The sequence below is a fragment of the Rhizobium sp. 05L429 genome (assembly GCF_056397645.1).
Map to the genome: position 1 here is coordinate 1 of NZ_JBFTNV010000059.1, position 21372 is coordinate 21372.

At 57.7% G+C, this 21372-nt stretch carries 21 protein-coding genes and 5 pseudogenes; 18 read left to right on the plus strand and 8 right to left on the minus strand.

Features of this window, described 5'->3' with window-relative positions; genetic code table 11:
- Positions 1-215: 215 nt before the first annotated feature.
- Positions 216-335, plus strand: a pseudogene (locus tag AC1DNW_RS34780) (winged helix-turn-helix transcriptional regulator); the annotation flags it as partial.
- 117 nt (positions 336-452) lie between these two features.
- Here AC1DNW_RS34780 and AC1DNW_RS34785 read toward each other — a convergent pair.
- Both AC1DNW_RS34785 and AC1DNW_RS34790 read right to left on the minus strand, forming a co-directional pair.
- Positions 453-1055 (minus strand): annotated as a pseudogene (locus tag AC1DNW_RS34785) (MBL fold metallo-hydrolase); the annotation flags it as partial.
- Positions 1056-1096: 41 nt separating this feature from the next.
- A complete protein-coding gene (locus tag AC1DNW_RS34790) occupies positions 1097-3265 on the minus strand; it encodes a putative bifunctional diguanylate cyclase/phosphodiesterase (protein ID WP_477855682.1) in 2169 nt (722 codons plus the stop codon).
- A gap of 1003 nt (positions 3266-4268) precedes the next feature.
- Here AC1DNW_RS34790 and AC1DNW_RS34795 point away from each other — a divergent pair.
- The 6 genes from AC1DNW_RS34795 (at position 4269) to AC1DNW_RS34820 (ending at position 8002) form a co-directional block, all read left to right on the plus strand.
- On the plus strand, positions 4269-4553 hold the full coding sequence (locus AC1DNW_RS34795; RefSeq protein WP_477855683.1) for a hypothetical protein: 285 nt from the start codon (positions 4269-4271) through the stop codon (positions 4551-4553).
- 679 nt (positions 4554-5232) lie between these two features.
- Positions 5233-5376, plus strand: coding sequence for a hypothetical protein (locus tag AC1DNW_RS34800; protein WP_477855684.1), 144 nt, complete (start codon positions 5233-5235; stop codon positions 5374-5376).
- A gap of 755 nt (positions 5377-6131) precedes the next feature.
- The gene (locus tag AC1DNW_RS34805; protein WP_477855685.1) at positions 6132-6392 is read left to right on the plus strand and encodes a DUF982 domain-containing protein; all 261 of its coding nucleotides are present in this window, start codon (positions 6132-6134) and stop codon (positions 6390-6392) included.
- A 222-nt stretch (positions 6393-6614) separates the two neighbouring features.
- Positions 6615-6914, plus strand: coding sequence for a hypothetical protein (locus AC1DNW_RS34810; protein WP_477855686.1), 300 nt, complete (start codon positions 6615-6617; stop codon positions 6912-6914).
- Positions 6915-7217: 303 nt separating this feature from the next.
- Positions 7218-7565, plus strand: coding sequence for a response regulator (locus AC1DNW_RS34815; RefSeq protein WP_477855687.1), 348 nt, complete (start codon positions 7218-7220; stop codon positions 7563-7565).
- A gap of 176 nt (positions 7566-7741) precedes the next feature.
- Positions 7742-8002: a DUF982 domain-containing protein gene (locus AC1DNW_RS34820; protein WP_477855688.1), complete on the plus strand. Its 261-nt coding sequence runs from the start codon at positions 7742-7744 to the stop codon at positions 8000-8002.
- 663 nt (positions 8003-8665) lie between these two features.
- Here AC1DNW_RS34820 and AC1DNW_RS34825 read toward each other — a convergent pair.
- The 4 genes from AC1DNW_RS34825 to AC1DNW_RS34840 all read right to left on the minus strand — a co-directional run bounded on the left by AC1DNW_RS34825 (position 8666) and on the right by AC1DNW_RS34840 (position 10012).
- Positions 8666-8941, minus strand: coding sequence for a hypothetical protein (locus tag AC1DNW_RS34825; RefSeq protein WP_477855689.1), 276 nt, complete (start codon positions 8939-8941; stop codon positions 8666-8668).
- Positions 8942-9040: 99 nt separating this feature from the next.
- Positions 9041-9421, minus strand: coding sequence for a DUF6481 family protein (locus AC1DNW_RS34830; RefSeq protein WP_477855690.1), 381 nt, complete (start codon positions 9419-9421; stop codon positions 9041-9043).
- 32 nt (positions 9422-9453) lie between these two features.
- On the minus strand, positions 9454-9678 hold the full coding sequence (locus AC1DNW_RS34835; RefSeq protein ID WP_477855691.1) for a hypothetical protein: 225 nt from the start codon (positions 9676-9678) through the stop codon (positions 9454-9456).
- Between the two features lie 124 nt (positions 9679-9802).
- Positions 9803-10012 carry a cold-shock protein gene (locus tag AC1DNW_RS34840; RefSeq protein WP_018902430.1) on the minus strand — a complete coding sequence of 70 codons (210 nt, stop codon included), beginning with the start codon at positions 10010-10012 and terminating at the stop codon, positions 9803-9805.
- A 944-nt stretch (positions 10013-10956) separates the two neighbouring features.
- Between AC1DNW_RS34840 and AC1DNW_RS34845 the strand changes: the two genes are divergently transcribed.
- From AC1DNW_RS34845 to AC1DNW_RS34880, 8 genes and pseudogenes are all read left to right on the plus strand, one after another.
- On the plus strand, positions 10957-11115 hold the full coding sequence (locus AC1DNW_RS34845; protein WP_477855692.1) for a hypothetical protein: 159 nt from the start codon (positions 10957-10959) through the stop codon (positions 11113-11115).
- On the plus strand, positions 11105-11347 hold the full coding sequence (locus AC1DNW_RS34850; protein WP_477855693.1) for a hypothetical protein: 243 nt from the start codon (positions 11105-11107) through the stop codon (positions 11345-11347). Before AC1DNW_RS34845 ends, AC1DNW_RS34850 begins: the two co-directional genes overlap by 11 nt.
- A 131-nt stretch (positions 11348-11478) precedes the next feature.
- Positions 11479-11997 (plus strand): hypothetical protein, encoded by a 519-nt coding sequence (locus AC1DNW_RS34855; protein ID WP_477855694.1) that lies wholly within the window; start codon positions 11479-11481, stop codon positions 11995-11997.
- A gap of 62 nt (positions 11998-12059) precedes the next feature.
- Positions 12060-12395, plus strand: a complete 336-nt coding sequence (locus AC1DNW_RS34860) for a hypothetical protein (RefSeq protein WP_477855695.1) — start codon at positions 12060-12062, stop codon at positions 12393-12395.
- A gap of 58 nt (positions 12396-12453) precedes the next feature.
- Entirely contained in the window at positions 12454-12723 is a 270-nt protein-coding gene (locus AC1DNW_RS34865; protein ID WP_477855696.1) for a DUF2934 domain-containing protein, read from the plus strand.
- An 11-nt stretch (positions 12724-12734) separates the two neighbouring features.
- Positions 12735-13268, plus strand: a pseudogene (locus AC1DNW_RS34870) (cupin domain-containing protein); the annotation flags it as partial.
- Positions 13269-13958: 690 nt separating this feature from the next.
- Positions 13959-14579 (plus strand): DUF1003 domain-containing protein, encoded by a 621-nt coding sequence (locus AC1DNW_RS34875; protein WP_477855697.1) that lies wholly within the window; start codon positions 13959-13961, stop codon positions 14577-14579.
- A gap of 1 nt (position 14580) precedes the next feature.
- Positions 14581-15024: a pyridoxamine 5'-phosphate oxidase family protein gene (locus tag AC1DNW_RS34880; RefSeq protein ID WP_477855698.1), complete on the plus strand. Its 444-nt coding sequence runs from the start codon at positions 14581-14583 to the stop codon at positions 15022-15024.
- 272 nt (positions 15025-15296) lie between these two features.
- Here AC1DNW_RS34880 and AC1DNW_RS34885 read toward each other — a convergent pair.
- Positions 15297-15998 (minus strand): annotated as a pseudogene (locus AC1DNW_RS34885) (IS110 family RNA-guided transposase); the annotation flags it as partial.
- A gap of 740 nt (positions 15999-16738) precedes the next feature.
- Between AC1DNW_RS34885 and AC1DNW_RS34890 the strand changes: the two are divergent.
- On the plus strand, positions 16739-17074 hold the full coding sequence (locus AC1DNW_RS34890) for a hypothetical protein (RefSeq protein ID WP_477855699.1): 336 nt from the start codon (positions 16739-16741) through the stop codon (positions 17072-17074).
- Between the two features lie 99 nt (positions 17075-17173).
- On the opposite strand, the gene AC1DNW_RS34895 is transcribed toward AC1DNW_RS34890, so the two are convergent.
- Complete coding sequence (locus AC1DNW_RS34895) at positions 17174-17608, minus strand: hypothetical protein (RefSeq protein ID WP_477855700.1); 435 nt, start codon at positions 17606-17608, stop codon at positions 17174-17176.
- A gap of 488 nt (positions 17609-18096) precedes the next feature.
- Between AC1DNW_RS34895 and AC1DNW_RS34900 the strand changes: the two genes are divergently transcribed.
- Both AC1DNW_RS34900 and AC1DNW_RS34905 read left to right on the plus strand, forming a co-directional pair.
- Positions 18097-20055 carry an AI-2E family transporter gene (locus AC1DNW_RS34900; protein ID WP_477855701.1) on the plus strand — a complete coding sequence of 653 codons (1959 nt, stop codon included), beginning with the start codon at positions 18097-18099 and terminating at the stop codon, positions 20053-20055.
- Positions 20056-20453: 398 nt separating this feature from the next.
- Positions 20454-21372: pseudogene (locus AC1DNW_RS34905) on the plus strand (methyl-accepting chemotaxis protein); the annotation flags it as partial.

The following is a 21372-nucleotide window of genomic DNA, read 5'->3' on the forward strand; positions in this document are numbered from 1 at the left end:
GTTGATCGGCAGCACCTTGCGTGCGACGAGGTGGTGAAGCCGCCGTCGATCGGCGAGGGATAGTTGCTGATAGCATCGGGACATGCCAAAATCTCCAAAGTGAAGCCATTGAAATCATTGGCATGTCGCACTTGGAAATAGAATGTACCCCCCTACAGATGAAAATCGCGTAACAAATATTATGGAACTGCGGGCTAGTAATGTCGGACCAATGCATGCCTAGGCGAGAGCGGTTGTGGAGCGTCCAACTTAGGCAGATACCGTTTGGCGTCATCCGTCGCATCGACTTCAAGACGGTCCCGCCTCACGTCGAATACGAGCTGACCGACTTCGGCAACAGCCTGGCCAAAGTTCTCGCCCCGTTGTGCGAATGGGGAACGCGCCACCGAGGTCGCCATCATCGTCCAAAACCGCCAGCGAGCGTCAGAAGCGGCATAGCCGCGACAAAGCCCTCACGCCGGCAGGAACCGATATGCCGACCCTTTCCGCTCGACATATCCGACCCCTGGATAAGTCCAATGGTATCCGAGCATTCGAAGCTTCTCGTTCGCCGCCTTGTCCAGCAAAGCCGCCCTGTTTTTGAGTGCGATCGCTGGCTCGGTGTCGAAGCCGAAATGCCAGCGCGGATTCTCGAACGACACGACATCGTTCGGGATCACGTCTCCGGCAATGAGGAAGTTCCCATCTGCTGCGAGTTCCAGGGAAATGTGCCCGGGCGTATGGCCGCGGCTGCTTACAACGTTCATGCCGGAAACGATCTCGTCCCCCGGCTTAACCATCGTCATCCGATCCTTGACGGCCAATAAGTCTCGTTGAGCGCCGCGGGCAAAGACGTGCAGCGGCTCCGGCATCTTCGCCTCATATTCCGGATCCGTCCAGAAAGACCACTAGGCCTCGTTGACGTAGTGATAGGCGTTTGGAAATAGCAGCGACCCGTCAGCCTTCGTCGTTCCGCCGGAGTGATCGGGATGGGCGTGGGTGAAAACCACCTTGGTGATCGAAGAAGGATCCACGCCAATCGACACGAGATTGGCGGCAAGCCGTCCGTCGCTCGGATGCCTGTGCAGCGAGAACAGCGGGACTTCGCGGCGTCGCTTCAAGCGGGCCTTATTTGCTTCCCAGCTCCATTATACAAGTCGATAACGGCCGCGCGGGTAAGGGGCCGCGAGATCAGGAACCCTTGGAGGCTATCGCACCCAAGTGCCACCAGCACGTCGCTCTGTTCATCTGTTTCCACCCCTTCAGCCGTTGTCTTAAGACCTTTCGCCCGGGCCATTTTGATCATCGCCTCTATGAGGGGCTTGCTCTCTCCCTGCACTGCATCGATGAACGACTTGTCGATCTTAATCCTGTCKACCATGAGATTCTGCACCCTCGAGAAGGAGGAGTATCCCGTTCCGAAGTCGTCGATGGCGATACGCACACCCGCATTTCGGAGCACAGTAATGTTCCGATCGCTATTTCCTTCTCCACCCAAAGCCAAAGACTCGGTTATTTCTATCTCCAGTCTCTTCGGATCGATGTTCCATTTCGCCAATCTGGACAAGACACGAACAGGATAACCGTCGGAACAGAGCTCCAGCGCCKACGCGTTGATCGCCATAGAGATGGAAGGAAGGTCCGCCATGACACTGCAGGCATCCTCGAGTACGATGGCGCCGACCTCTTGGATAAGGCCGATTTCCTCGGCAATGTGGATGAAGACGTCGGGAGCGATAAAGCCTTCTTCGGGATGCTTCCAGCGGGCAAGCGCTTCCATCGATGACAGGGTCTTGTGCTCCGCCGAATACACCGGCTGGAAAAACGCCTCGATTTGAGACCTCTTTTCGAGCGCCAGCCGAAGGTCGTGTTCAAGCTTCCGACGCCTGCGCAGCAACTCGTCCATATGGCCGCCGAAGATCGCGAAAGTGTTTCGACCCGCAGCCTTAGCGTGATAGAGAGCTATGTCAGCCTGACGGGTGAGTTCCGACGGATCCGCTGGGCCGGCAGCAACCGCAGCTCCGACACTCGCACCAATGACAATATGGGCGCCATCTATCTCGAAAGGCTCCCGCAGGCGCTGCACGATCTGTGCGCAAGCGGCGGCCACCTGATCGTCGGCTTGCTCGAGCAGGACGGTGAATTCGTCACCCCCGATGCGGCCGATCAGCGCCCCTGGCATGATCTCATTCATCCGCTGAGCCACGAGTGAGATGAGCTTGTCTCCCGTCGCGTGCCCGAAAGTATCATTGACTGCTTTGAACCGATCGAGATCGATGAACAGCACGCAGTGGCTCTGGTTCTGGGAAGCCGCCCCGAGCCGGGCTGCAAGTCCGTTGCTGAAATGAACGCGGTTGGAAAGGCCCGTCAGCGGGTCGCGCGAAGCGAGATGCTGGAGCTCCTCACGACTTGAGGCGAGCCGAACTGAACGTCTCCAGATCGCATGCCCACACACGCTCGCCGCGAGGAAAATGGCAAAGGCTGCGATGCCGACCGCCGGCAGGGTCGCTTTCATCACGCTCGCGCCGGGACGAAATGGGCGCCACGTGAAGTAGCCAATCGCCGCCCCTGAACGAGCCGTTAAGGGAACAAATGATTGCTCAGCGTCCGTCGGGATGTCGTCCGCGAACTGCATATCAGTAAACTGGTATTCCTTTCCGATCTCGGATACGAAACTTTCGTCGAGGAACCTCACAGCCACATGGAGATTTTGCTCGCCCGGCTGTTGCTCGATATCCCCGGTGTCCGAGACGATTGGCTTGGCGCTCACAATCGCCGGCCGTCGCCCAACGTATGCAAGATCGCTTTCGCCGATTGAGAGCACCCGGTCCGTCACCCCTTCGGTGTCGCTGGCAGCAAGTCGTTTCTGCAGTCCATCCGCCAGCGGCATATAAGCGAGGCGCAGATCATCTGACGACAGTGAATTCGAGGGCGCTATAAACTCGTAGATCGGGCTATGGTCGGCGGAAAGGACGATGGCCGCGTCATGCCCAAAATAGGTATGCATCCAGTCGCCGAGGTTTGATTGAAGCCAACCCAGATCTCGCGCACTGGTTTTCCGAACGGCGTCGTCCCAGACTGTCGCGCTCTCCTGATCATGAGCGACGCTGACCTGCATCTTGGAAACGATCAGCCTGACGAGATCCTGCTGACGAGCCTGCGCGACTATATCTGTGTTTGCTGCGGCCCAATGGAGGGTAATTAAAAGAACGCACCCTATGATTAGTGACGTAGCCGCCGGGAGAATCCATTTCAAAACCCATTGCCACCGCGCCTGCTTATTCATCTGCACTACGTCCTTTTATGTTCGCAGAGGGTAAAACAGGGAACGTTAAAACACGCGGAAGGGGATTGGTTAGCAACTCCTTTCAGTTTCGTTCACTGCGGCTTAACGGTTGGCGGATAAGGGTTGGGATGAACAGTCCCACCGTAAGCTACAAGAACGACGGCTTTCCACCGCAGACCACGTCGCTCGGACACCTCGCCCCGCCGCTGTTGTTTTTCTAGTCGCGCCAGCACACGCGTGATGCAGCTTCCAGGTCTCGGAACATGTTGATGCCCGAGGCAACGGGCGTGCCGCTGTCAAAACCGAACCTCTTCGGCGTGGCTCTCCACGACGAACCCATGATCGCACTTGGTGCGTGTGGTGACGGGTTGCCCCCTCACCTCCAACCAGTTCTGGAGTTGACCGATCTACCAGTCTGGTGCGCGCTCCACCAGCATTTGCTCCGGGCTTGCCGCGATCGGGCATCGGATCCAAAAGCAGGCTAGGCTTCGCGTTGATCGCGCTTTCTGCGAACCCCGCCCTTGAGCAGTCGGTCGTCGGCGAGAACGGGTTTGGTGCGGCTCGGCCGATCATCTGTGGATTATTTTAGAGATCTCTAATGAATGGTTGTCGTCAAGTGTCAGGGTGGTACCATTCATTCGCTCCCCTTTACGGGGTGCTGACCTGATGACACTCCAACTGCCCCGCTTCTGCGGGGCTTTTGTTACCGTTCAATCGGTCGCTTTCATCCCATCCATATCATCCGGAAGGATTTGCATTTGCGAGGCATGGGCGGCCTCCACGAAAGCCCGGCGTGCAATCTCCGGATCGAGCACTCGATTGAAGTCCGTTACGGATAGATCAGCGACATTGAGGGGTCGAAACACGATGCTGCCACGTTTAGCTCTGCGTTAACGATGTGATGGCAGCTGTCGTGCCAGGAAAGACGCGAGGTGATGTGCAGATCACAGGACGCTCGCTGCCGGTTTCGTGGGGTTAGGCGAGCAGGAAGGGCTATGCCGGCATGACGGGAATTTTGAAGTGCGGCGCTCGACGAAGCTGGAGCGGCATCATCTGGTTCTTTCGCGGCCTATGGGGCCTGATCAAGGGCTCATTCGCCCTGTTGTGGCGACCACATAGCCAGACGCTGCCGATCTCGCTCTGGAATGAGCAGAAGAAGTTGCAGGCGGCTGCCATCGATCGTGTATCAACCGCATGTTTAACGGCGGGAGCACTTGGTCCGACGATCGCGGAGATTTTCCGTGTGACCGCTGCATCCAACCCTTCGCAGCCGCCAGGCCCATATTGAACTTCCTACGACAGGCTTCTTCATCTGGATTTGCGGGAATTGTGCTACATATGCTGGCAAGATTATTGCTGTCTTTTATGAAGGATACAGCGAATGAGCATGGCGAACTTTACCGAGATCTACACGAGCACCGGTGCGATCGTTCTTGCTATCGCCGTCATCGCTTTCATCGGCACAGCTGTTGTTCACAAGCTAAACCACTGAATCCGAAGCAGGATTTAACCAAACTGCTTTCGACGCTCGGCCGACTTCTTTTCGCCGGCGGGGTTACCGCATAGGATCTACAGGGTGTTTGTGACGCGGCCTTACTGCCACATGCGTTGACGATCGGAAGCGATAAGCGTACTCGACCCGGCGCCGCGCTCAGCCCTGACGAGGTGGCGACGTGGAGGCTCGGCCAGCACGAGGGATCGGGCCTCTGCCTTCGTCCTTTTTGCGAAATCTCCAACATTTTACGGATATCTTTTGGCCGCCCGCTGCCTCAGTCTAGCGATGCGCCGAGCATGGCCGGTTACTACTGCGTAGGCATCGCGCGTCGGCCAGCATAACGTGGAAAATAGTGCTGGCCGAAAGCGCTGCGTCATCAAAGGAAGTTTAAACTACCTCTGGATCGAGAGCTGGGCGTCCCGTGCTATGCAGGCTATCTCGATTGCCTCTTCCGGAATGAGGAGCAATTTGCATGTCGGACGGAAATCAAGGACCTGGCTGGTGGTTCACCTGGGTCGGACACCACAACACCAACGTCGGCATGGCCCGCTTTCTGGCGTTGCCCATCGCGTTCATCATCGTTTTCGGCTTGCTCATGGGGTCTGTTTTCCCATGAGCAGGCCAACTGACCCACCACCGTCACATGCTTGATGGGTGGAAGTGCACGGCAGCTCGCTGGCAAGGCGATCGTTCCGGAATGCAAGACCGATGGCTCGCCCTTGACCCTCGCCATCCGTGGCACACATAGGTTCGAGCAAAGGGGCAGCTCACCAAGCGGAAGGCTTAGGGCGCACGKGTAGGGAAAAGTTTTGCGCCGAGTGTCACTCCAGATTCACCTATGGTCGCTGTCTGTCGTCATGCGCTTGGTGCTGCGATTGATCCCGGAGAACCACCGTGCGTTGGTTGCGCATTCCGAATTGCTCTTCGCATCGCAGCTTGACGAGGATGGCAGGTGACGTTGCGAAAACTCCCCCGTGGGGTGATGGGTAGCGGCTCTTGATGGTCTACTTGGTGACTCTCGCAAGATGCACTAGTTGCGCCGCCTGAATGGTCTGGAAGACTTCCAAAGATGCTCCGCCTCGACAGTCGATTTGCCTGCGTTTCTGAGGCGCTGGATGAGTAGGCGCTGCTGCTCGATGATAATCTCACCGCGGAGCACGTGGCATCCGACCAAGTTCAGTTTCAACAGGGCCGCCCATCGAGACACGATACCCCTCACTGCATGAGTGCGCAAAGGAAGCCAAACCCAAACTACCTCCTGTACAGGCGCGGGAGTGCGGCGCGCTGCCCGGACGCTCCTACTATTTTGATTTGCCGGCCGTATCGAGCGCACTAGTTCTGCATATCGGAGAACAGCGAGAGGGGACCACGATGAGTCAGGAGGATGGAGAGTTTCTTCCACCTTCGTGGGACGTGCCCGTGTATGTCAGGATCGGTTGTGGCGTGACCGAGACAATTCGCGGTCCCGAAGAGGCATTGGATTTTCTCTTGAACAGGTGGCCTTCCGAGCGTGGGAAGTACCATGGGCTGGCAAAGCTTGCGTGCGCGGGAGCTCTTGTAAATTTGGGCTCTCCCGAAGTAGCCAGAGAGGCGTTCAATGCCTCTGCAATCGAGGTGAATATTTTGGCCTAGAGGCCTGAGCGTACCTCCTCCTTTAGGGGTGCTGGGGTTGCCGCTAGGGCACCCTACAACATGTGATGAGCGTGGTGGGGTGCTGGCAATGATGGGCAGTGGCTTCGATGAATCCATTTGCTATCGTCCACTATAGAGCGCAGGTTGAAATTCTCGGCAGCCGTTGAACGGGCGCTGCCGATTGAGGCCCGTGAGCTTCGCCCCGACTGGAAGGAGGACAACATGTCTTCCGAAATCAACATCGCCAATCTGAAAAGCAAAGACCTGAAGATGCTTCAGGAAGTTCTCGGGAGCTGCGGCTACAAGGGCAAAATATCGGCGAACCCGGAGGGGGAGTTCATCGTTGCAGCCAGGCTGATTATCAAGCTTTTCCACCAGGGTCTGAGAGAGCCGGTCCAACTTGCTAACGCTCTGCGCAGAAACTTCGGTAGCTCGCAGAAGGGAGCGAACGTCATAAATTTTTCGGGTCCGCATCGAGACGCCGCGCCGGGAGTAACGCCGCCGGGGCGTCGCGTTCACTGACAGACGCCTCAATCGACTACGACAGGCAGCTATGAGCGGCGAAGCAATCAACTCTGAACATACGATTGGCTGCCATCCCACCACATCCTGTACGGGCGATGGGGGCTGGTCTCTTGCTGCTGGTGATCGACCTCTCACGTTGCTGATTGCAGCGGTGCCCGGCCAAGCCATTGCTCCGCGTCTAGGATTCGTCATTGGCAATCGGTGGGGACTGCTGACCAAGGGAATAAGTCGGAGAGAAGAGTTTATGGAACTGACTCGCGATCCACGCTTATCTCAGTGCACAAAACAATGTGAGGGGACATGGCAGAACGAATCCGGTCCGTCTTAGTCGTTGAGGACGAGTTTTTTATTGCATACCAACTCCAAGACGCCTTGGAGGCCGGAGGATTTCGGGTGCTTGGCCCAGTTGCATCGGTGTGGGATGCGATTGATCTAATCGACAGCGAGCGGCCCGATACTGCGGTGTTAGATGTCAATCTGGGCCAGGAGAACGTTGCACCAGTTGCATTCCATCTAAAGACGCTCGGGGTGCCCGCTTCAGCGCGGCAAAGGCACGAACTCGCGTGGACTCCCCTTCTGGGCGATGCTTTGAATCTCGGGAAGCCAACTGATCCCCAACGTCTCGTCGATGCGATCCGGTCCCTGTAGGTCAGGACGGGCATCCGACGTGCTATCATATCCTGTGAGTGCATTAGGGTGATGGCGCGTGTGCGGCCGACCCTCGTGGCACCCGAAGATGCTGCGATGCACTTAATTTTCTTATTTGCCTGCCGAAGAGGCTGCGCTAAAATTTCCTCCCGCCAGACAGCAAATGGGGGAAACAAATGAGCCAGGAGAAAGGCGATATCCAACTGTGCATCTGGGACGTGCCCGTCTACGTCAGGATCGGCAGCGGAATGACTGAGACGATTGACGGCCCTGTGGAAGCTTTGACCTATCTTAGTACGAGATGGCCCGCCGAACGCGGCCGGCATTACGAGCAGGCAAGCGTTTTGTGCGATGCTGCCGTGCAAAGATATGGCTCGCTCCTGGCAGCCAGGGAGGCGTTTGTGGCCGCTGCAATCGAGGCGCATGTTTTGGCTTAGGGTCATGGTCGCCCCTCGGTCGCCGCAGTGAAGACAGGCAACAGCGCATCGATGTCATAGACACCGCAAGCACCAGCGGCACCGAGAATTTCTCTGGCGATAGTTTCCGCGCCCATGAACGCATAATAGTGCCGGCTGCGATGGCCATGCCGATGCCAATGCCGGGCTCTTCGGACCCACATTTCCTTGGCTGCTTCTCCAATGGAAAGTTTGTGGTAGACGGCCGGCAATTCGACACTCTGTCGCAGGCAGCAAGCGCGCTGGCTTTGACCCGAAGGGGCAGATCTCCTAATTTAAACGGAAGGGCTTACTGGCATGCCTGCTTCCCTGGATCGGACGTCCAGTGCTATAGCCGGCAGGCCGATCGCCTTGTCATCCCCGGTAAGTGAGGACGGCGCTGAGGGACCAGCTCGCGCGTGAAGTCGGCGATATCGAAATCGGAGACACCGGCAAGGGCGAAGGAAGGCATTGACGATAAGTCCGCTATGACAATTTTTTCATGATACATGGCTTGCGAAGCAACGCGTCAAATGCGTTTTAGGGCCGTTGCCGTATAATGCAGGTGGCCGGGTCGCTTTATTCGGTTCCGCGGCAACAGATCAATCATATCACACTGTCGTTTTCAGGCACTCCGCCGCCGGTGACCGCCTTTTCCACAAAGGGTTAAGCTCGGTCGTAGGTGAATGACGTCAACAGCGTGGTCACGAAATTGCTCGCCCTCTCCTTGACGAGCACTTCCGTCCATTCATCCGTACCCCGCAGCCTAAGGTCCGTGTAGATGCTATCGACAGCTGCTTCTTCGATGCGCTTGATATGCGCGTTGAAGGTAGCTTCGCCGCCGGCATGGTACATGTCACGGATGACCATGCGCAGAATTTCCTGGATCGCGATCTGCCAGGACGTGTTGATCGACTGCAGTTCGTTCGTATCCGGTGCCATGGAGGCTCCTATGTTGTAAGTGAAACTGAGCATGACGTCGTCACGCTGGGGGATCGGGAGGCGCCGACAACTGATGTCGGCGCGGACGCCGGAGGCTAGCTAGCCCTGTCTTGCCTTGCGGTTGGCGTAACGCCGGTCGCGCTCGGCCTTTCGCGCCGCCTCATCTTCGATCACGCGTGCTATACGGGCCTTTTCGGCGGCCTCGCGAGCTCCCGTTTTGGCCAATGCCTCGGCCTCCGCGGCGGCTCGCTGTTCCGCCGCCTGGGYCTCAACGCGCACACGCTCCTCCCACTTCAGTAGCTCGCGTTCAACGCGTCGTTCCTCTCGGGCCGCCACAATTGCGGTGCGTTCTGATTGCCTTGCCATTTTAGCTGGCTCGGCCACAATCTTTGCTGCACGGTAAGCGTTTAGGAGAGAAATCTTGGCGTCTGCGGATGCGGCTCGTCGGTCAGAAAGGTCGTTATTTCTGGCGTTTTTCAAATCTTTATCCTGATAATTGGTTGGGGCAGCGATCAGCGCGTCTTAGGCCGTTTGGCAAGCAGGGCAGAAGTTGCCGAGGTTCGGTCGGCCAGTTCCTTCGCCAAACGAGCCTCTCGCAGCCTGACCGTCTTGGCCTCCCGGCGCTCGGCCTCGGATTCAAGTTCTTCAACTGCGTTATTCTTCGCAAAGAACTGCGTCTGGACATTGCCGAATGCGATTTCAGCCCGTTGGCGGGATTTGCTATATGTTTCAGTCATTGAAACTCCTGACGGCTTGACCGACGCTCCGGAACGAAAAAAGCCAGGCAAGATGCCTGGCTTAAGGTGATTTACGCTCCCGGCAGTGCCAGTACATCCGTGGTCAAAGGGAAGCAGATATCACTTAAGCGGACTGCAGATTGCAGGCCGACATTTTGCCCGACTTCATGTCGCGCTCGAGTTCGAAGCCGATCTTCTGGCCTTCGACAAGTTCGCGCATGCCAGCGCGTTCGACAGCCGAGATGTGAACGAAGGCGTCAGCGCCGCCGTTGTCAGGCTGGATAAAGCCGAAGCCCTTGGTGGAATTGAACCATTTTACTGTGCCTGTGGTCATGATGAACCCTTTCAAAGCATAGAGTGCAGGACCGCGGAAGCCACGCTTCGCGGACGGTGGAAACGACTATTTTGAAAGGAAGTTCGTTTAGAGCGCGGTGCCAATCGCGCGGTAGACAAAGCTCGGCAAGCAAAAGATCGATAAACCATCAATAGCGACGTGGGCCAAGAAGTCAACCGATAGTTTCGGCTGCACAGGTTTCGCCCGTCTTTACCACCTGTCTTCTCCATCTACCGGGCAGCGTCTTTGAGCTTCGGTCTAAGCCACGAATGCGCGGGGTCGTGTCCGAGATGTTCAGTGACGCCTGGATGGCATTTGCTTATACACCGTGGTTGTCCGCGCCAAGGAGCCCTCCGGGTGCCACATCGAAAACGGGGGTAGTGGTTCCTATCCGCTAAAACTGGACGGGGGCGTTTCCGCGTGGTTACAGAAATAGTTCCTGCGTCGGACAGGTCTTCCAAAACACCGGGGCGAAATCACAGAGCGGCTCCCATTGTACTGGTTGTCCCAGGCGCGCCCACCCCGCGCTGCCGCCGATGCAGGTCTCTGGCTTTCTCCCGGGACATCGTGCTGTGCGAACTACCGCATCGACCGTGATACCGAGATCGACATGTCCGGCACGATGGACAGATTGGAGCCTGACAGATGCGTCGGCGAAGGGTGGTCGGATTGCAAGATAATCCTCATCTCCGGACGTCAAAACCCGACGTGGACAAGTTGCACAGAAGTGCCTTCTTAAAACGGGAGCCGAGACCGCGTTGTTCAAATACTCGAGGGACTGGGCGTGGCCGCAGCGTCGTCCGACCTTAGCGACCCGATTTCTGGCGGAACAATTAGCCTGGTTTGAGGTTGGGCTTCAGCTGCGAGAAGTTAAAACGCAGCCCGAAAAAGGTTTGCGCGATGCCAGAGGCGAACCGCCGAAGGATCAGGTGTAGGAGGTTTCCATGGCACGATCCGAAGACGCGTCACCGCACCACGCTGCGGACCAGGGCGGATCCTTGCGGGCACCGATCAACCCTCGCGTAATTGCAGTCTTGTGGAGCTTCTGCGTCGGCGTCGCGGCTCTCGTCATCGTCGGCGCGGTGGCCTCCCATGTCATCTGATCCCGGCTCCCATGACTTCCGTTCAGGCGCAGTTTCAACCGAACACCAGGACAAGCGCTACGTCGTGATGGAGGAACAGGCCGGGACGTGGCAGATCATAGACTCGGCGACCGGGCTTCCGGCCGCGACGGACGGCAAGGAGTTCGTTCAGCTCGCGGCGAGCGATGCGAAGGATATCGCGGACGAATTGAACCGCTGCGACGCCGAGGGAAGTGAAAGTCCCCTACTGTAATGGCTTCATACGCACGACAAGAACACTTTCGGTGAGTGGAACAAAGGCGTAGCGCCGAGGTTAGCGATACATACTCCTCCATGACAAGCGTACCCGACACGGGGGTGATCCGCGGTCTGAAAGACAACCACATGAACCGATACCTTACGCAGTCCTTGGCAATTGCAATTACCTCGCTCACCCTTCTCTCTTCCGGCGCCGCACATGCCGACGAGGCCCCTTTCCTGAAATCGCTTGCTGGTAACTGGAGCGGAAAGGGCACTGTCAAGGTTCGCGTCAACGCGCCGACGATCAATGTCACCTGCCGCTTCAAATCGGATACTTCCGCCGCCTCGCTCGCCCTCGGCGGTAAGTGCACGAGCCTCGCCATCTTCTCCCGTGCGATCTCCGCAGACCTCAAGGCAAACGGCAGCAGGTACTCCGGCTCCTATGTCGGAGCGGGCACCGGCACCGCCGGCCTGCGCGGGCAACGTGCAGGCGACACCATCAACCTGGGCATCACCTGGGCGAAGGATGTGAACGGCGATCGCAAAGCTCAGATGACGATCGAGAAGGTCGGAGCGTCCGGCATGCGTCTCACGACCATCGACACGGATCCGAAGACAGGCAAGCCCGTCGTCACCAGCCGGATCGACCTGCGACGAAGCTGATCTTCGGCGAACTTGTCTAATGCCGCAGGATTTCAAATATCACTAGTTCGAAGGAGCCATACATGGCCAAGATGGAACAAGTTCAAGTCGACGACATTGAAAAGAAGATGGCAAAGCTCAGGGTCGCCCTGCCGGTTTGGGGAACGGAGGCCAACGATCTCGAAGAGCTCGCCCGCAACGCCGAGCGGGCTGCACTTCAGATGGATGAACGGACGTTGCAACGGATGCGCGGGCTGCTGCAGACCGCGGCAGGATGGCATGACACCCTCCTCTACTGGGAGGAGCAGGAGGCCGCACCGGCCCTGAGCGCCGACATCCGCGTTCTCCGAGCATCGCTTGACGCGATGCGTGCGGAGGTGGCGGCAGCTGCGGCCTTGTTCCCGCAGCAGCAGACTTGAGGCGATGTCGCAATACCGAACGTGACCAAGAAGACCCATTCAACCAGAGGAACACGCGATGCAGCAGTCCAATGAAGAGCAACTTCGAGCTCGTGCATATGCCATATGGGAGCGCGAGGGGTGCCCCGCCGGTAAGGAACAAGAACATTGGGATCTGGCCGTGAAGGAAATGAGCGGGCAAGCCGCACCCAAACTCGGCCCCGGCCCTTGGCGTACGCCGCAGGAACTGGGGCCACAATCGACCGAGCCAACCAGCGAACCTCCATCGGAACAACAGCCTAAGGGAGCGGTGGACGGGACAGGAAAACCACGTAGAAACAGGTCATGATTTGACGCAGAGCGGTTTGGCAAAATGCGCGCGGCCGCGGACGCGATCCCTACCACGTGATCGTCAATGGCCGGGCCATCTTCGAGGATCCGGAGATGGGCTGAGCGAGGGAGCTGGCGAGCGGAAATACCATGCTGCGGCCGCGGTGCGCGCACCTGCTGCACGACGGCAGCCAACAAACGCCAATCCGGATGCACAAAAGCCTGGGCTCTGCCGGGTGGATGCTGAGCGAGAAAGATGGCCAGGGTGAGTAACTGGATCTGCTGTGGGGACAGTTTTTCATCGCGCCGCCGGTTCTGTTCACACTGGTGCTGCGAGCGGCCAGCTAATCCGAGAAAGCCCCGGACGGCTTGTTATCCCTGGCCGGCCATCCGCGACTGGCGCCAGCAATCGCGGCTATGTTCGCCGATCCAGTGCATCCTTGGAAGCTGCCCGGCCTTGCAGATTTGTGCGGCATGTCGCCCGCCAAGTTTATGCGGCAGTTTCAGGACAAGTCAGGTCGCTCTGCCCCCGATGTGTTGACCGATCTCCGCACCTGCTACGCGATTGATCGGCGCCCGTGAGGCTTGTACTTCAGCGAAAGTGCGTCAAAGCCGCAGCGCGATACAAGCCGGGATCAACGACGCAGCAACAATCTATACTGCTGCCATCCTATCTGAGGGGATTTGAATAAGTCTCGACTTTGAAAAAATTGCATTGCACCGATGGTCGGCTTTTAGATGAATAATTTATTTTCTCTAGCCGGGAAGCGGAAGAACTGTGCTATTCTCAGCAGTTGTTTCAAAAAAAGGATTTTGACCGCGGCAGGCAATGCAGGGATGCCCCGCAAGAGCGCACATCACGTGTTCGTGGAGTTGAAACGCCTCGTGGTCATGGCCGCGAGAACAGCATCATCGGCCAGGCGCGATGACGACAACGATTGGTAAGAAAGATGCAATCAGCGCGATACAAGAAAAAGGACCTGAGGTTTGCAAGGCACCGCGCCATGAAGGCAGAGCAGCGGGTCACTAGGCAGGAAATAATCTTAAGCAGGCTCCGCCTCATCGGCGGACCGCTAGCTGTGGAGCATTCGCTGCTGGGCAGGCTCTATGATCGCAAGAGGCGGGCCATGTACCGGCTGAAGCGGATGGAAGACTTCTTTGATGTGAATGCGCAATGATATCGGGATATTAATTCGATTGGCGACTTTGTCGCGGGGTCGCGAAGGCGGCCGGTGTATCCGGCGGGAGACTATCATGTCGACCGGGAATGATACTGAATTGGCTGGTGCTGAGATTGGCGACGCGGCCATCGAATCCGATGCGAACAAATACCTCGGCAAAGCTCTCGAGCTCCTAACCGAGCGCGAACGGGGAGTCTTCCGGCGCCTCATCTCCCGGCACGCGATTGCCCACGACTCCAATCAGTCCTTCGATGCAAAGCTGACACCGCCGCAGCGGCTGGCCGACAAGGTGGCGGAATTCGGCGGTTCGTGGACCTTCATCATTCTTTTCGGGATCGTCCTCGCGGTATGGGTCGCCGGCAATCTGCTGGCCGCAACGGGCGCCTTCGATCCTTATCCCTTCATATTCCTCAATCTCATCCTTTCCATGCTGGCAGCCTTGCAGGCGCCGGTCATCATGATGAGCCAGAATAGGCATAGCGCCAAAGACCGGATGGATGCCGCACACGACTACGAGGTCAATTTGAAGGCTGAGATCGAAATCATGGCGCTGCATGACAAGCTCGACGAGCTCAGAAATACCGATCTGAAATCGCTCGTCGCCCAGCAGCAGGAGACGTTCGCGCTTCTGACGAAATTGATGCTTGGCCCGCCGGATCAGCAGCGACTGAACATCTCAGGCATCGGAGGCTAGCATGCAACTGCGGGAGATGAGCGATAATGCCTGCATCGAATTCCTGGCCAACCACACCTTCGGCCATCTCGCATGCAGCGGTGAGCAGTATCCCTATATCGTTCCCATTCACTACGCCTATGAAGGACGCCGGCTGTTCATGTTTTCCATGCCTGGCCTGAAGATCGACCGTCTCAGAGCAAACCCCCTGGCCAGTTTCCACGCCGAAGAGCTCGGCCAGGACAGACAGTGGAAAAGCGTCCTCGTTCAGGGTCGTTTCGAGGAGCTGACGGATACGCCCGCGCGCCGCGACGAACGCATCCATGCATGGTCACTCCTGGAAAAGCGTGCCTTCTGGTGGGAGCCAGGATCTTTCAATTTTGGCGTCGATACGGAGGAGCCTCTGGGCGGGCCGACGTTCTTCAGCCTTTCGATCGAGCTGCTTTCAGGGCGGCAGACGATCTGACGGTCGTGCACGGCGCGCTTTACGTGCGCCTCGCACAAAGCGCAGTGAACGTGCGCCCGGACGGTGCAGTCATATGTCCGGCCTGTGAGCGCGGTCATTGACCGCTGGCCACGATGAGATCCGGGCAATGTCGATCGCCTAATCAGTTTTGCGCGCTCAAAGGCGCAGTGAGTCCGACGGTCTGATCGACATAGAGGTACTGCCCCTCGGGTTCATCACGCTTTCGTACCTTGCCGCTTTATCCCGACGTAGAGACGCCGGGAATTCCGTTCTTACGCCTTTGCCATCGCTGGCGCTTGGAATGTGCCGCCCTTGAGCAGGATCGCCCATATTATGCGTGCCATCTTGTTGGCCAAGGCCACGGCTGCAACTTTGTCGGGGCGTCTCGCCAGGATTGATACGAGCCAACCGGGCAGCTTTGAACCCTCTGCAAGCCTGTTTCAGGATCGATGTGTCACCGACAATCAGTAGAGTCCGTAACGGCTTGTTGCCACGCTTAGAGATCTTGCCAAGCCGCTCCTTCCCTCCGCTGGAGTTCGCTATTGGCGTGAGGCCGATCCACGCGGCGAAATCCCGCCCTTTTCGAAAGAAAGCCGGATCCTGAACCGCGGCTCGAACAGGCGCTGCAATAATAGGGCCGACGCGGGGATGGTGGTTAAACGACGAGCGGCATCATCGACTTTCACTGCTGCGACAATCTTACTGTCAAGCACTTCAACCCTTTCTGTCAGTCTTTCGATCTGATCGGCCATCTCCAAAAGCGCAGCTCTGGCCGAGTTTGGCAGACGACCGTCACGATCGTCGCGCAAAATGGCAACGAGCTTTGCAATACTGGTCATGCCGGTCACGGAGATGATTCGGAGCTCGGCCATGTGAGCACGCATCGCATTCGCCGTCTGGCTTCGCTGACGCAGGAGGAACTCTAGGGTCTTCAAAACCATCCCGGCAGCTTGCTCGGCCGGTGAGGACGGTGGCGCGGTCATGACCAATCCCACGAGTGCGAGTGCCGGCTTTTAGGCAACCGCGAACCACATTGGTCGACTGAGGCGCATCCTTCCATTGTGCAGATTGCCGCTTTTCCACGTGGACGGGTGAAGAGTCGAGGAAGGCTTCCTGAAAGCAAAATCCGCACCTTTCGAATACGGCTTCTCCCGCCTGAGAAGTCGGGGCATCCGATGTCATTCTTGCCCCGGCTAGACCAGTTTGGCAGGGGTTTCGTCGCTCTCGGATGCTCTTCGCTCTGCAAGCAACGAGTCCAAAGCCTGATGTTCCGGACCAAACGGCCGCTGATTCAAAAATGAATTCACAGGGATTGTGGTTTCATGGCCACCTGACGAGGGGTTTCCGCGGTGAACGACTACCTCTCTGTTGGTGGCAGCGTCGACGCCAAGAAACCACTGATCGCCATTCGTGCTTGAAGCAAACTCTCTGAGATTTTCCACGTTAAATCCTCCTTCTGAAGGTAGAAGTAGCGCCTGGATCGGGAATTGCGATGAAATAGTCCTTCTGACGCTGGTGACTATCGAACCGGCAAGAAGACGACTGCGAGAATAAGTGCATTTGAACACACAAGCCTGCCCGCTTTCTGCCCATCGGAATATTCAGTTTGCCAGCCGTATTGATGGGGCGCATGGTAGGTCTTCAGTAGCTGTTTCTCAGGGGGCTACTGCGTGGAGGTGATTGTTGCCTTCGCCCCAAATTGTACGAGGGCAGCATGTCTTCCAATCTCAACATGTCTGTGCGGACCTCTGACCTGGTTGTATTGCAAGGTGTCCTTGACGCAGGATACGACTGCACAAGTAGCCTCGCAGATCCGAAGTATTACAACATTGCCGTCAAACTGCTATTCAGGCTTTATCATGATGGAATGACCTCGCCGGCCGCCCTTTCCCTCGAACTCAGCCGGCACTTTGGAAATACAACACCGTCCTCGAAATCATCCGCGGAGTTCGAAAAAATCGCAGACGGATACTGGGGATCGGTTCACCACGGTTCGTTCCGCGGCCTGCGGCTCAACACCGGACGTTGCCGCCCGAGCCCGCCGCGCTGATAACGATCGTCTTCGATCTTTCCTGATGAAGGCGTAGACTGCGCGCCGATCGAGGTTGGGGAGAGCTGTTGGTCGCGACGCCTGGCAAGCTTCAGGTAATCAATTCAGTTTGACGAGGGCCAGAAGGTCCTGGCCGATGTTCTGGAACTTCTCGCCGCGCGCGCGTTCAGATGCGCTTCGGCAATTGTACGATCTGGAATAGGAAATGCCATTTTGTGCGGGAACCTTTCGATCCTTCAGAAGTATATTGCTTCGAGACGTCCCGGTGGAACTCCAGTCCACAATCTGGACGGCTCGTCCCAACTTCCCACCTGGCCCGCTTTGGCGGGCTTCTTTTTTGACTTTCGGACAGAGGGATCTGCCATTGGTCACCGTTGCCTGAGAGGCTGCGAAATTACGAGGAGCGGCGAAAGGCTTCCGCCTCTGGAACCTTCTCTGGCTCTGCTTGTTGCATCGCCATGAGCGATGCTGAGAAAAATCCGGCAAAGGCATGATCAAATTCGTGCTGACTATCTTCGTCATCGCGATGATCATCGTTCTACCCGGCTTCGTTAGGCCTCGAAAAGCTTGGCCGTTTCACCGGTGATGAGAGGAGGCCTCGATGAGATATACGTTTATGAAATCCACACGGACAACAAGCGCAACCGTCTACGCAACGTCTCTTGATGAACATGGTTCTAAAACTGTCGGCCGACGCGCCGGCCAATTGGCGCAAAACATTCGGCGAGGCCTGGAAGCCGAGGTCCCTTGCGATGGGCAGAAAAGCCGTCATCGAGGACAACACACTCACCTCGACCTGCATGACATACGAGCTCCAGGGGCAGATCAACCAGTTGAACGAGGTGATATCCGCGACCACGAGCCCGGCCGTCATATCGCCGAGCAGGTTGCGGCTTCCCAGGATGCCGAACTGAAAACCTTAAGGGAAGCCTGCGGTACGATTGATCGTTCCCGGATACGGTGCGCGCCCAGGTCCCTTTCGGGCGGCATAGCTCTTCATGGTACGTGCTAGGGAGTGGGTTGTGAGCGGAACTGAACTTTCGAAGACAGACAAAGCGGCGATCGCAGCAATTTACCGGCTCCCCGAGGGAGAGCTTCGCAGCAAGTTGTCGGGCCGAACGATATTGATCCTCATAGGAGTCGCCGTCATTCTCCGGCTCGGCCAGGAGATATTCGTGCCGCTTGCACTGTCACTGCTCCTGGCCTTTGCGCTTGCACCGATCGTCTCGTTCCTTCGCAAGCGCTCAGTGCCAAAGATCGCGGCCGTGCTTCTCGCCGTCGTATCGGCCTTCTGTGCAATCGCCGTCTTCAGCATCGTCGTAGCGACGCAGGTGACGAACCTCGCGGAGAATATCCCGACCTATCAGAGAAACCTCGTCGACAAGGTCCATTCGCTGGCTCAGGCGGGCGCCGGCAACGGTATACTGGACCATCTCAGCAAGGCCGTAGAACGCGTCGGAGCCGAAATTCAGACTCGCGCCGTTGAAAGTCAGGCGCCACCGACGGGCCAGGCGCCAACGATCCAGAAGCCAATGCCAGTCGAGATCGTGACTCGCTCCGATCCAATCCAGACAATGGGCAATCTGCTTCTGCCTCTCATCAGCCCGTTTGCCACGGCTGGTCTTGTCGTTGTGCTGGTGATCTTCATGCTCCTCGAGCGCGAAGACCTCCGCGACCGGTTCATCAGACTGGTCGGCCTGGGAGACCTACACCGAACCACCGCCGCGCTCCAGGACGCTGGCAGGCGGGTGGGAAAATACCTGCTCATGCAATTGGTGGTGAATACACTATACGCCGTTCCGATCACTATAGGTCTATGGACGCTTGGAATCCCCAATGCCATTCTGTGGGGGTTGCTGACGCTTGTTCTACGCTTCGTGCCCTACATAGGCGCGATTGTAGGGATGATCCTTCCGCTGTTTCTGGCCCTTGCCATCGCGCCTGGTTGGTCGCTCGTTGTCTGGGTCGGCGCGCTCTATCTGACGACCGAACTCGTCAGCAACAACGTCCTGGAGCCGTGGCTCTATGGGACGCATACCGGGCTGTCGCCATTGGCGATCATCATCTCGGCGATCTTCTGGTCGTGGCTTTGGGGGCCGCTCGGTCTCATGCTCTCGACGCCCTTGACGGTCTGCCTTGTCGTGGTGGGAAGATATGTTCCACAATTCGGATTCCTCGACGTTTTGCTTGGCAACGAGCCCGTGCTGGAACCCCACGAGAAGCTTTATCAGCGTCTTCTGGCGGGAGATCCGAACGAAGCTTCGGACAACGCGGAAGAGTTCCTGGAGGAGGAGTATCTCGTGGATTATTACGACAAGGTGGGCATGCCCGCGCTTCTGCTGGCGGAACTCGACCGTCAGCGCGGCGTGATGTCGGAGAGGCAGATCGAGGTGGTCGCATCTAGCTCCCTGTCCCTGGTGGAGAACCTGTCGGAGGTTGCAGATGAAGAGGAGAATGAGGAAGAGAGCGCGCCGCAGGAAGCTCCGAAGACCGAAGCAGAACTCGAACTTCCCGATGGTCAGGGCATCTCCATCCTTTGCCTCGGCGGACGCGGCGGATTGGATGACGCCGCCGCTGCCATGCTTTCGCAGGTGCTGGAAGTTCAGGGTGCCACCGCCACGATGTCGTTACATTCTGACCACGCTGCTCGGGGAGCGCTGGCATTGCCCATGGATGGCGTGGATACGGCTATCGTCACGTTCCTCAACGGCAACTCAAAATCCCGTGCCCGCCAAATCGTTCGCCGCCTCAAGCGCCTTAAGCCCGCCCTGCGTGTGGGCATTTTTCTGCCAACCGCGAACGGCCAGGATTATGCGGAGATCAATCCCGCGGAGATTGACGCGGACTTCGTCGCGACCTCGATCACTCAAGCCGCGCTTTGCGGCTTGAGTGTCTCGACACCAGTAGGCCTCAAGACCGTGGTGCGTAAGATCGCCCGTCGAGGATCACCTTCCAGCTACAAGTCCGAAGCATCAACCTGAGAAGTTCCGACGATCGCTCGGGCCATCCGCACACGACGGCTCTCCCGCCCTGCTTACGGGCTTCGGCCTCCACCGGTCGAGCTGCCGACTCCGGCAAGTCCGGTCTTGCCTCTGCATTTGCGGCCCGCTCTCTTGGCAGGTGTAGCCATCGTCCAGCATGCCGGCCCCGAAATGCTTCACACGCTGAGTGGCCATCTGAATTTTCTTAATGCTGTTTCAATGAAACCAGATCTATCCTGCGACACTATTGGACCTGGCCATGATGAGCCTGCGAACGAGTAAGAACTCGGCGGCCAGCGGATTGTCTTTTTTGAAGCATCGACGCGAGCGGTTCCAGCACATTCAGCTGTCGTGCGCGCACCAGCGAGACGTCAGCCGCAAGTTCATCYGCAGCAAACATGGAAATCGACGCACTCGCCGGCACGCTGGCTTCGCTGAAAAAGGATCGCGGGCTGGTGGACAGCGCCATGGCTAGCGCCAAGGCGATCTATGCCGATATCGACGACAACGCGATCAAAGCRCAGATTGCCGACGTCATGAACACGTTTGACCGGGTGCTGGCGTTTCGGGCAAAGCTTGATGATCAGTTGACGAAAAAGCTGGCAGACCGYGACGCCGGACTGCAGGACAATGCCCTTAACCTCGGACAGGAGCTGCTGACGGCGCTGGAAACCGGCTCGACAGCAATCGAAGCCCGAATCCGCGAAAGCGATCCGTCGATGACTGCAATGATCCAGATCCGCTCATTGGCATGGTCAACGCGTGCACTTGCGGGGGCATCGAACCTCCAGCTCAATATCACGCTTGGCGCAGGCGCGACGATGACAGCTGCGGAGCTCGGCAAGATCCAGCTCAACGATTATGCCGTAGCCTTTGCCTGGAAGCAGGTCGGCGTCCTMGTGAACCACAAGGACACGCTGCAGATCATAAAGGACGCCTACCAGGCCACAGAGACCGGCTATTTCGGGGGCGATTTTGCTCCCAAGCGCGCGGCACTTCTCGAAACATTTTCTGCAGGCCAAATGGCGCCGATGTCCCTCGACGTTTGGCGGCCGATGGGCAATGACGCCCTTCTCTTCATCACCAATACTGCGGCCGCTGCAGCGGACGGCATGGTGGCTGCAGCCGCGGCCAGCCAGTCTCAGGCATTCGCCCAGCTCATTCTCTATACGTTGATCTTCCTCACCGCTGCTACCGTCAGTGTTGTCGGCATCTGCGTCATCATCTTCCGCGTCACCAAGCCGATCGGCGTYATCACGCAGTCGATGGCGGCCTTGGCGCAGGGCGATCTGAAGATCGAGGTGGCCGGTATCGCTC

Coding starts and splice junctions, on each gene's coding strand:
- AC1DNW_RS34875 (WP_477855697.1), top strand. CDS start 13,959: ATGTCGACCGGGAATGATACTGAATTGGCTGGTGCTGAGATTGGCGAC.
- AC1DNW_RS34890 (WP_477855699.1), top strand. CDS start 16,739: ATGTCTTCCAATCTCAACATGTCTGTGCGGACCTCTGACCTGGTTGTA.
- AC1DNW_RS34820 (WP_477855688.1), top strand. CDS start 7,742: ATGAGCCAGGAGAAAGGCGATATCCAACTGTGCATCTGGGACGTGCCC.
- AC1DNW_RS34800 (WP_477855684.1), top strand. CDS start 5,233: ATGTCGGACGGAAATCAAGGACCTGGCTGGTGGTTCACCTGGGTCGGA.
- AC1DNW_RS34845 (WP_477855692.1), top strand. CDS start 10,957: ATGGCACGATCCGAAGACGCGTCACCGCACCACGCTGCGGACCAGGGC.
- AC1DNW_RS34850 (WP_477855693.1), top strand. CDS start 11,105: ATGTCATCTGATCCCGGCTCCCATGACTTCCGTTCAGGCGCAGTTTCA.
- AC1DNW_RS34865 (WP_477855696.1), top strand. CDS start 12,454: ATGCAGCAGTCCAATGAAGAGCAACTTCGAGCTCGTGCATATGCCATA.
- AC1DNW_RS34835 (WP_477855691.1), bottom strand. CDS start 9,678: ATGACTGAAACATATAGCAAATCCCGCCAACGGGCTGAAATCGCATTC.
- AC1DNW_RS34855 (WP_477855694.1), top strand. CDS start 11,479: ATGAACCGATACCTTACGCAGTCCTTGGCAATTGCAATTACCTCGCTC.
- AC1DNW_RS34815 (WP_477855687.1), top strand. CDS start 7,218: ATGGCAGAACGAATCCGGTCCGTCTTAGTCGTTGAGGACGAGTTTTTT.
- AC1DNW_RS34895 (WP_477855700.1), bottom strand. CDS start 17,608: ATGATCATCGCGATGACGAAGATAGTCAGCACGAATTTGATCATGCCT.
- AC1DNW_RS34840 (WP_018902430.1), bottom strand. CDS start 10,012: ATGACCACAGGCACAGTAAAATGGTTCAATTCCACCAAGGGCTTCGGC.
- AC1DNW_RS34810 (WP_477855686.1), top strand. CDS start 6,615: ATGTCTTCCGAAATCAACATCGCCAATCTGAAAAGCAAAGACCTGAAG.
- AC1DNW_RS34860 (WP_477855695.1), top strand. CDS start 12,060: ATGGCCAAGATGGAACAAGTTCAAGTCGACGACATTGAAAAGAAGATG.
- AC1DNW_RS34825 (WP_477855689.1), bottom strand. CDS start 8,941: ATGGCACCGGATACGAACGAACTGCAGTCGATCAACACGTCCTGGCAG.
- AC1DNW_RS34805 (WP_477855685.1), top strand. CDS start 6,132: ATGAGTCAGGAGGATGGAGAGTTTCTTCCACCTTCGTGGGACGTGCCC.
- AC1DNW_RS34880 (WP_477855698.1), top strand. CDS start 14,581: ATGCAACTGCGGGAGATGAGCGATAATGCCTGCATCGAATTCCTGGCC.
- AC1DNW_RS34795 (WP_477855683.1), top strand. CDS start 4,269: ATGACGGGAATTTTGAAGTGCGGCGCTCGACGAAGCTGGAGCGGCATC.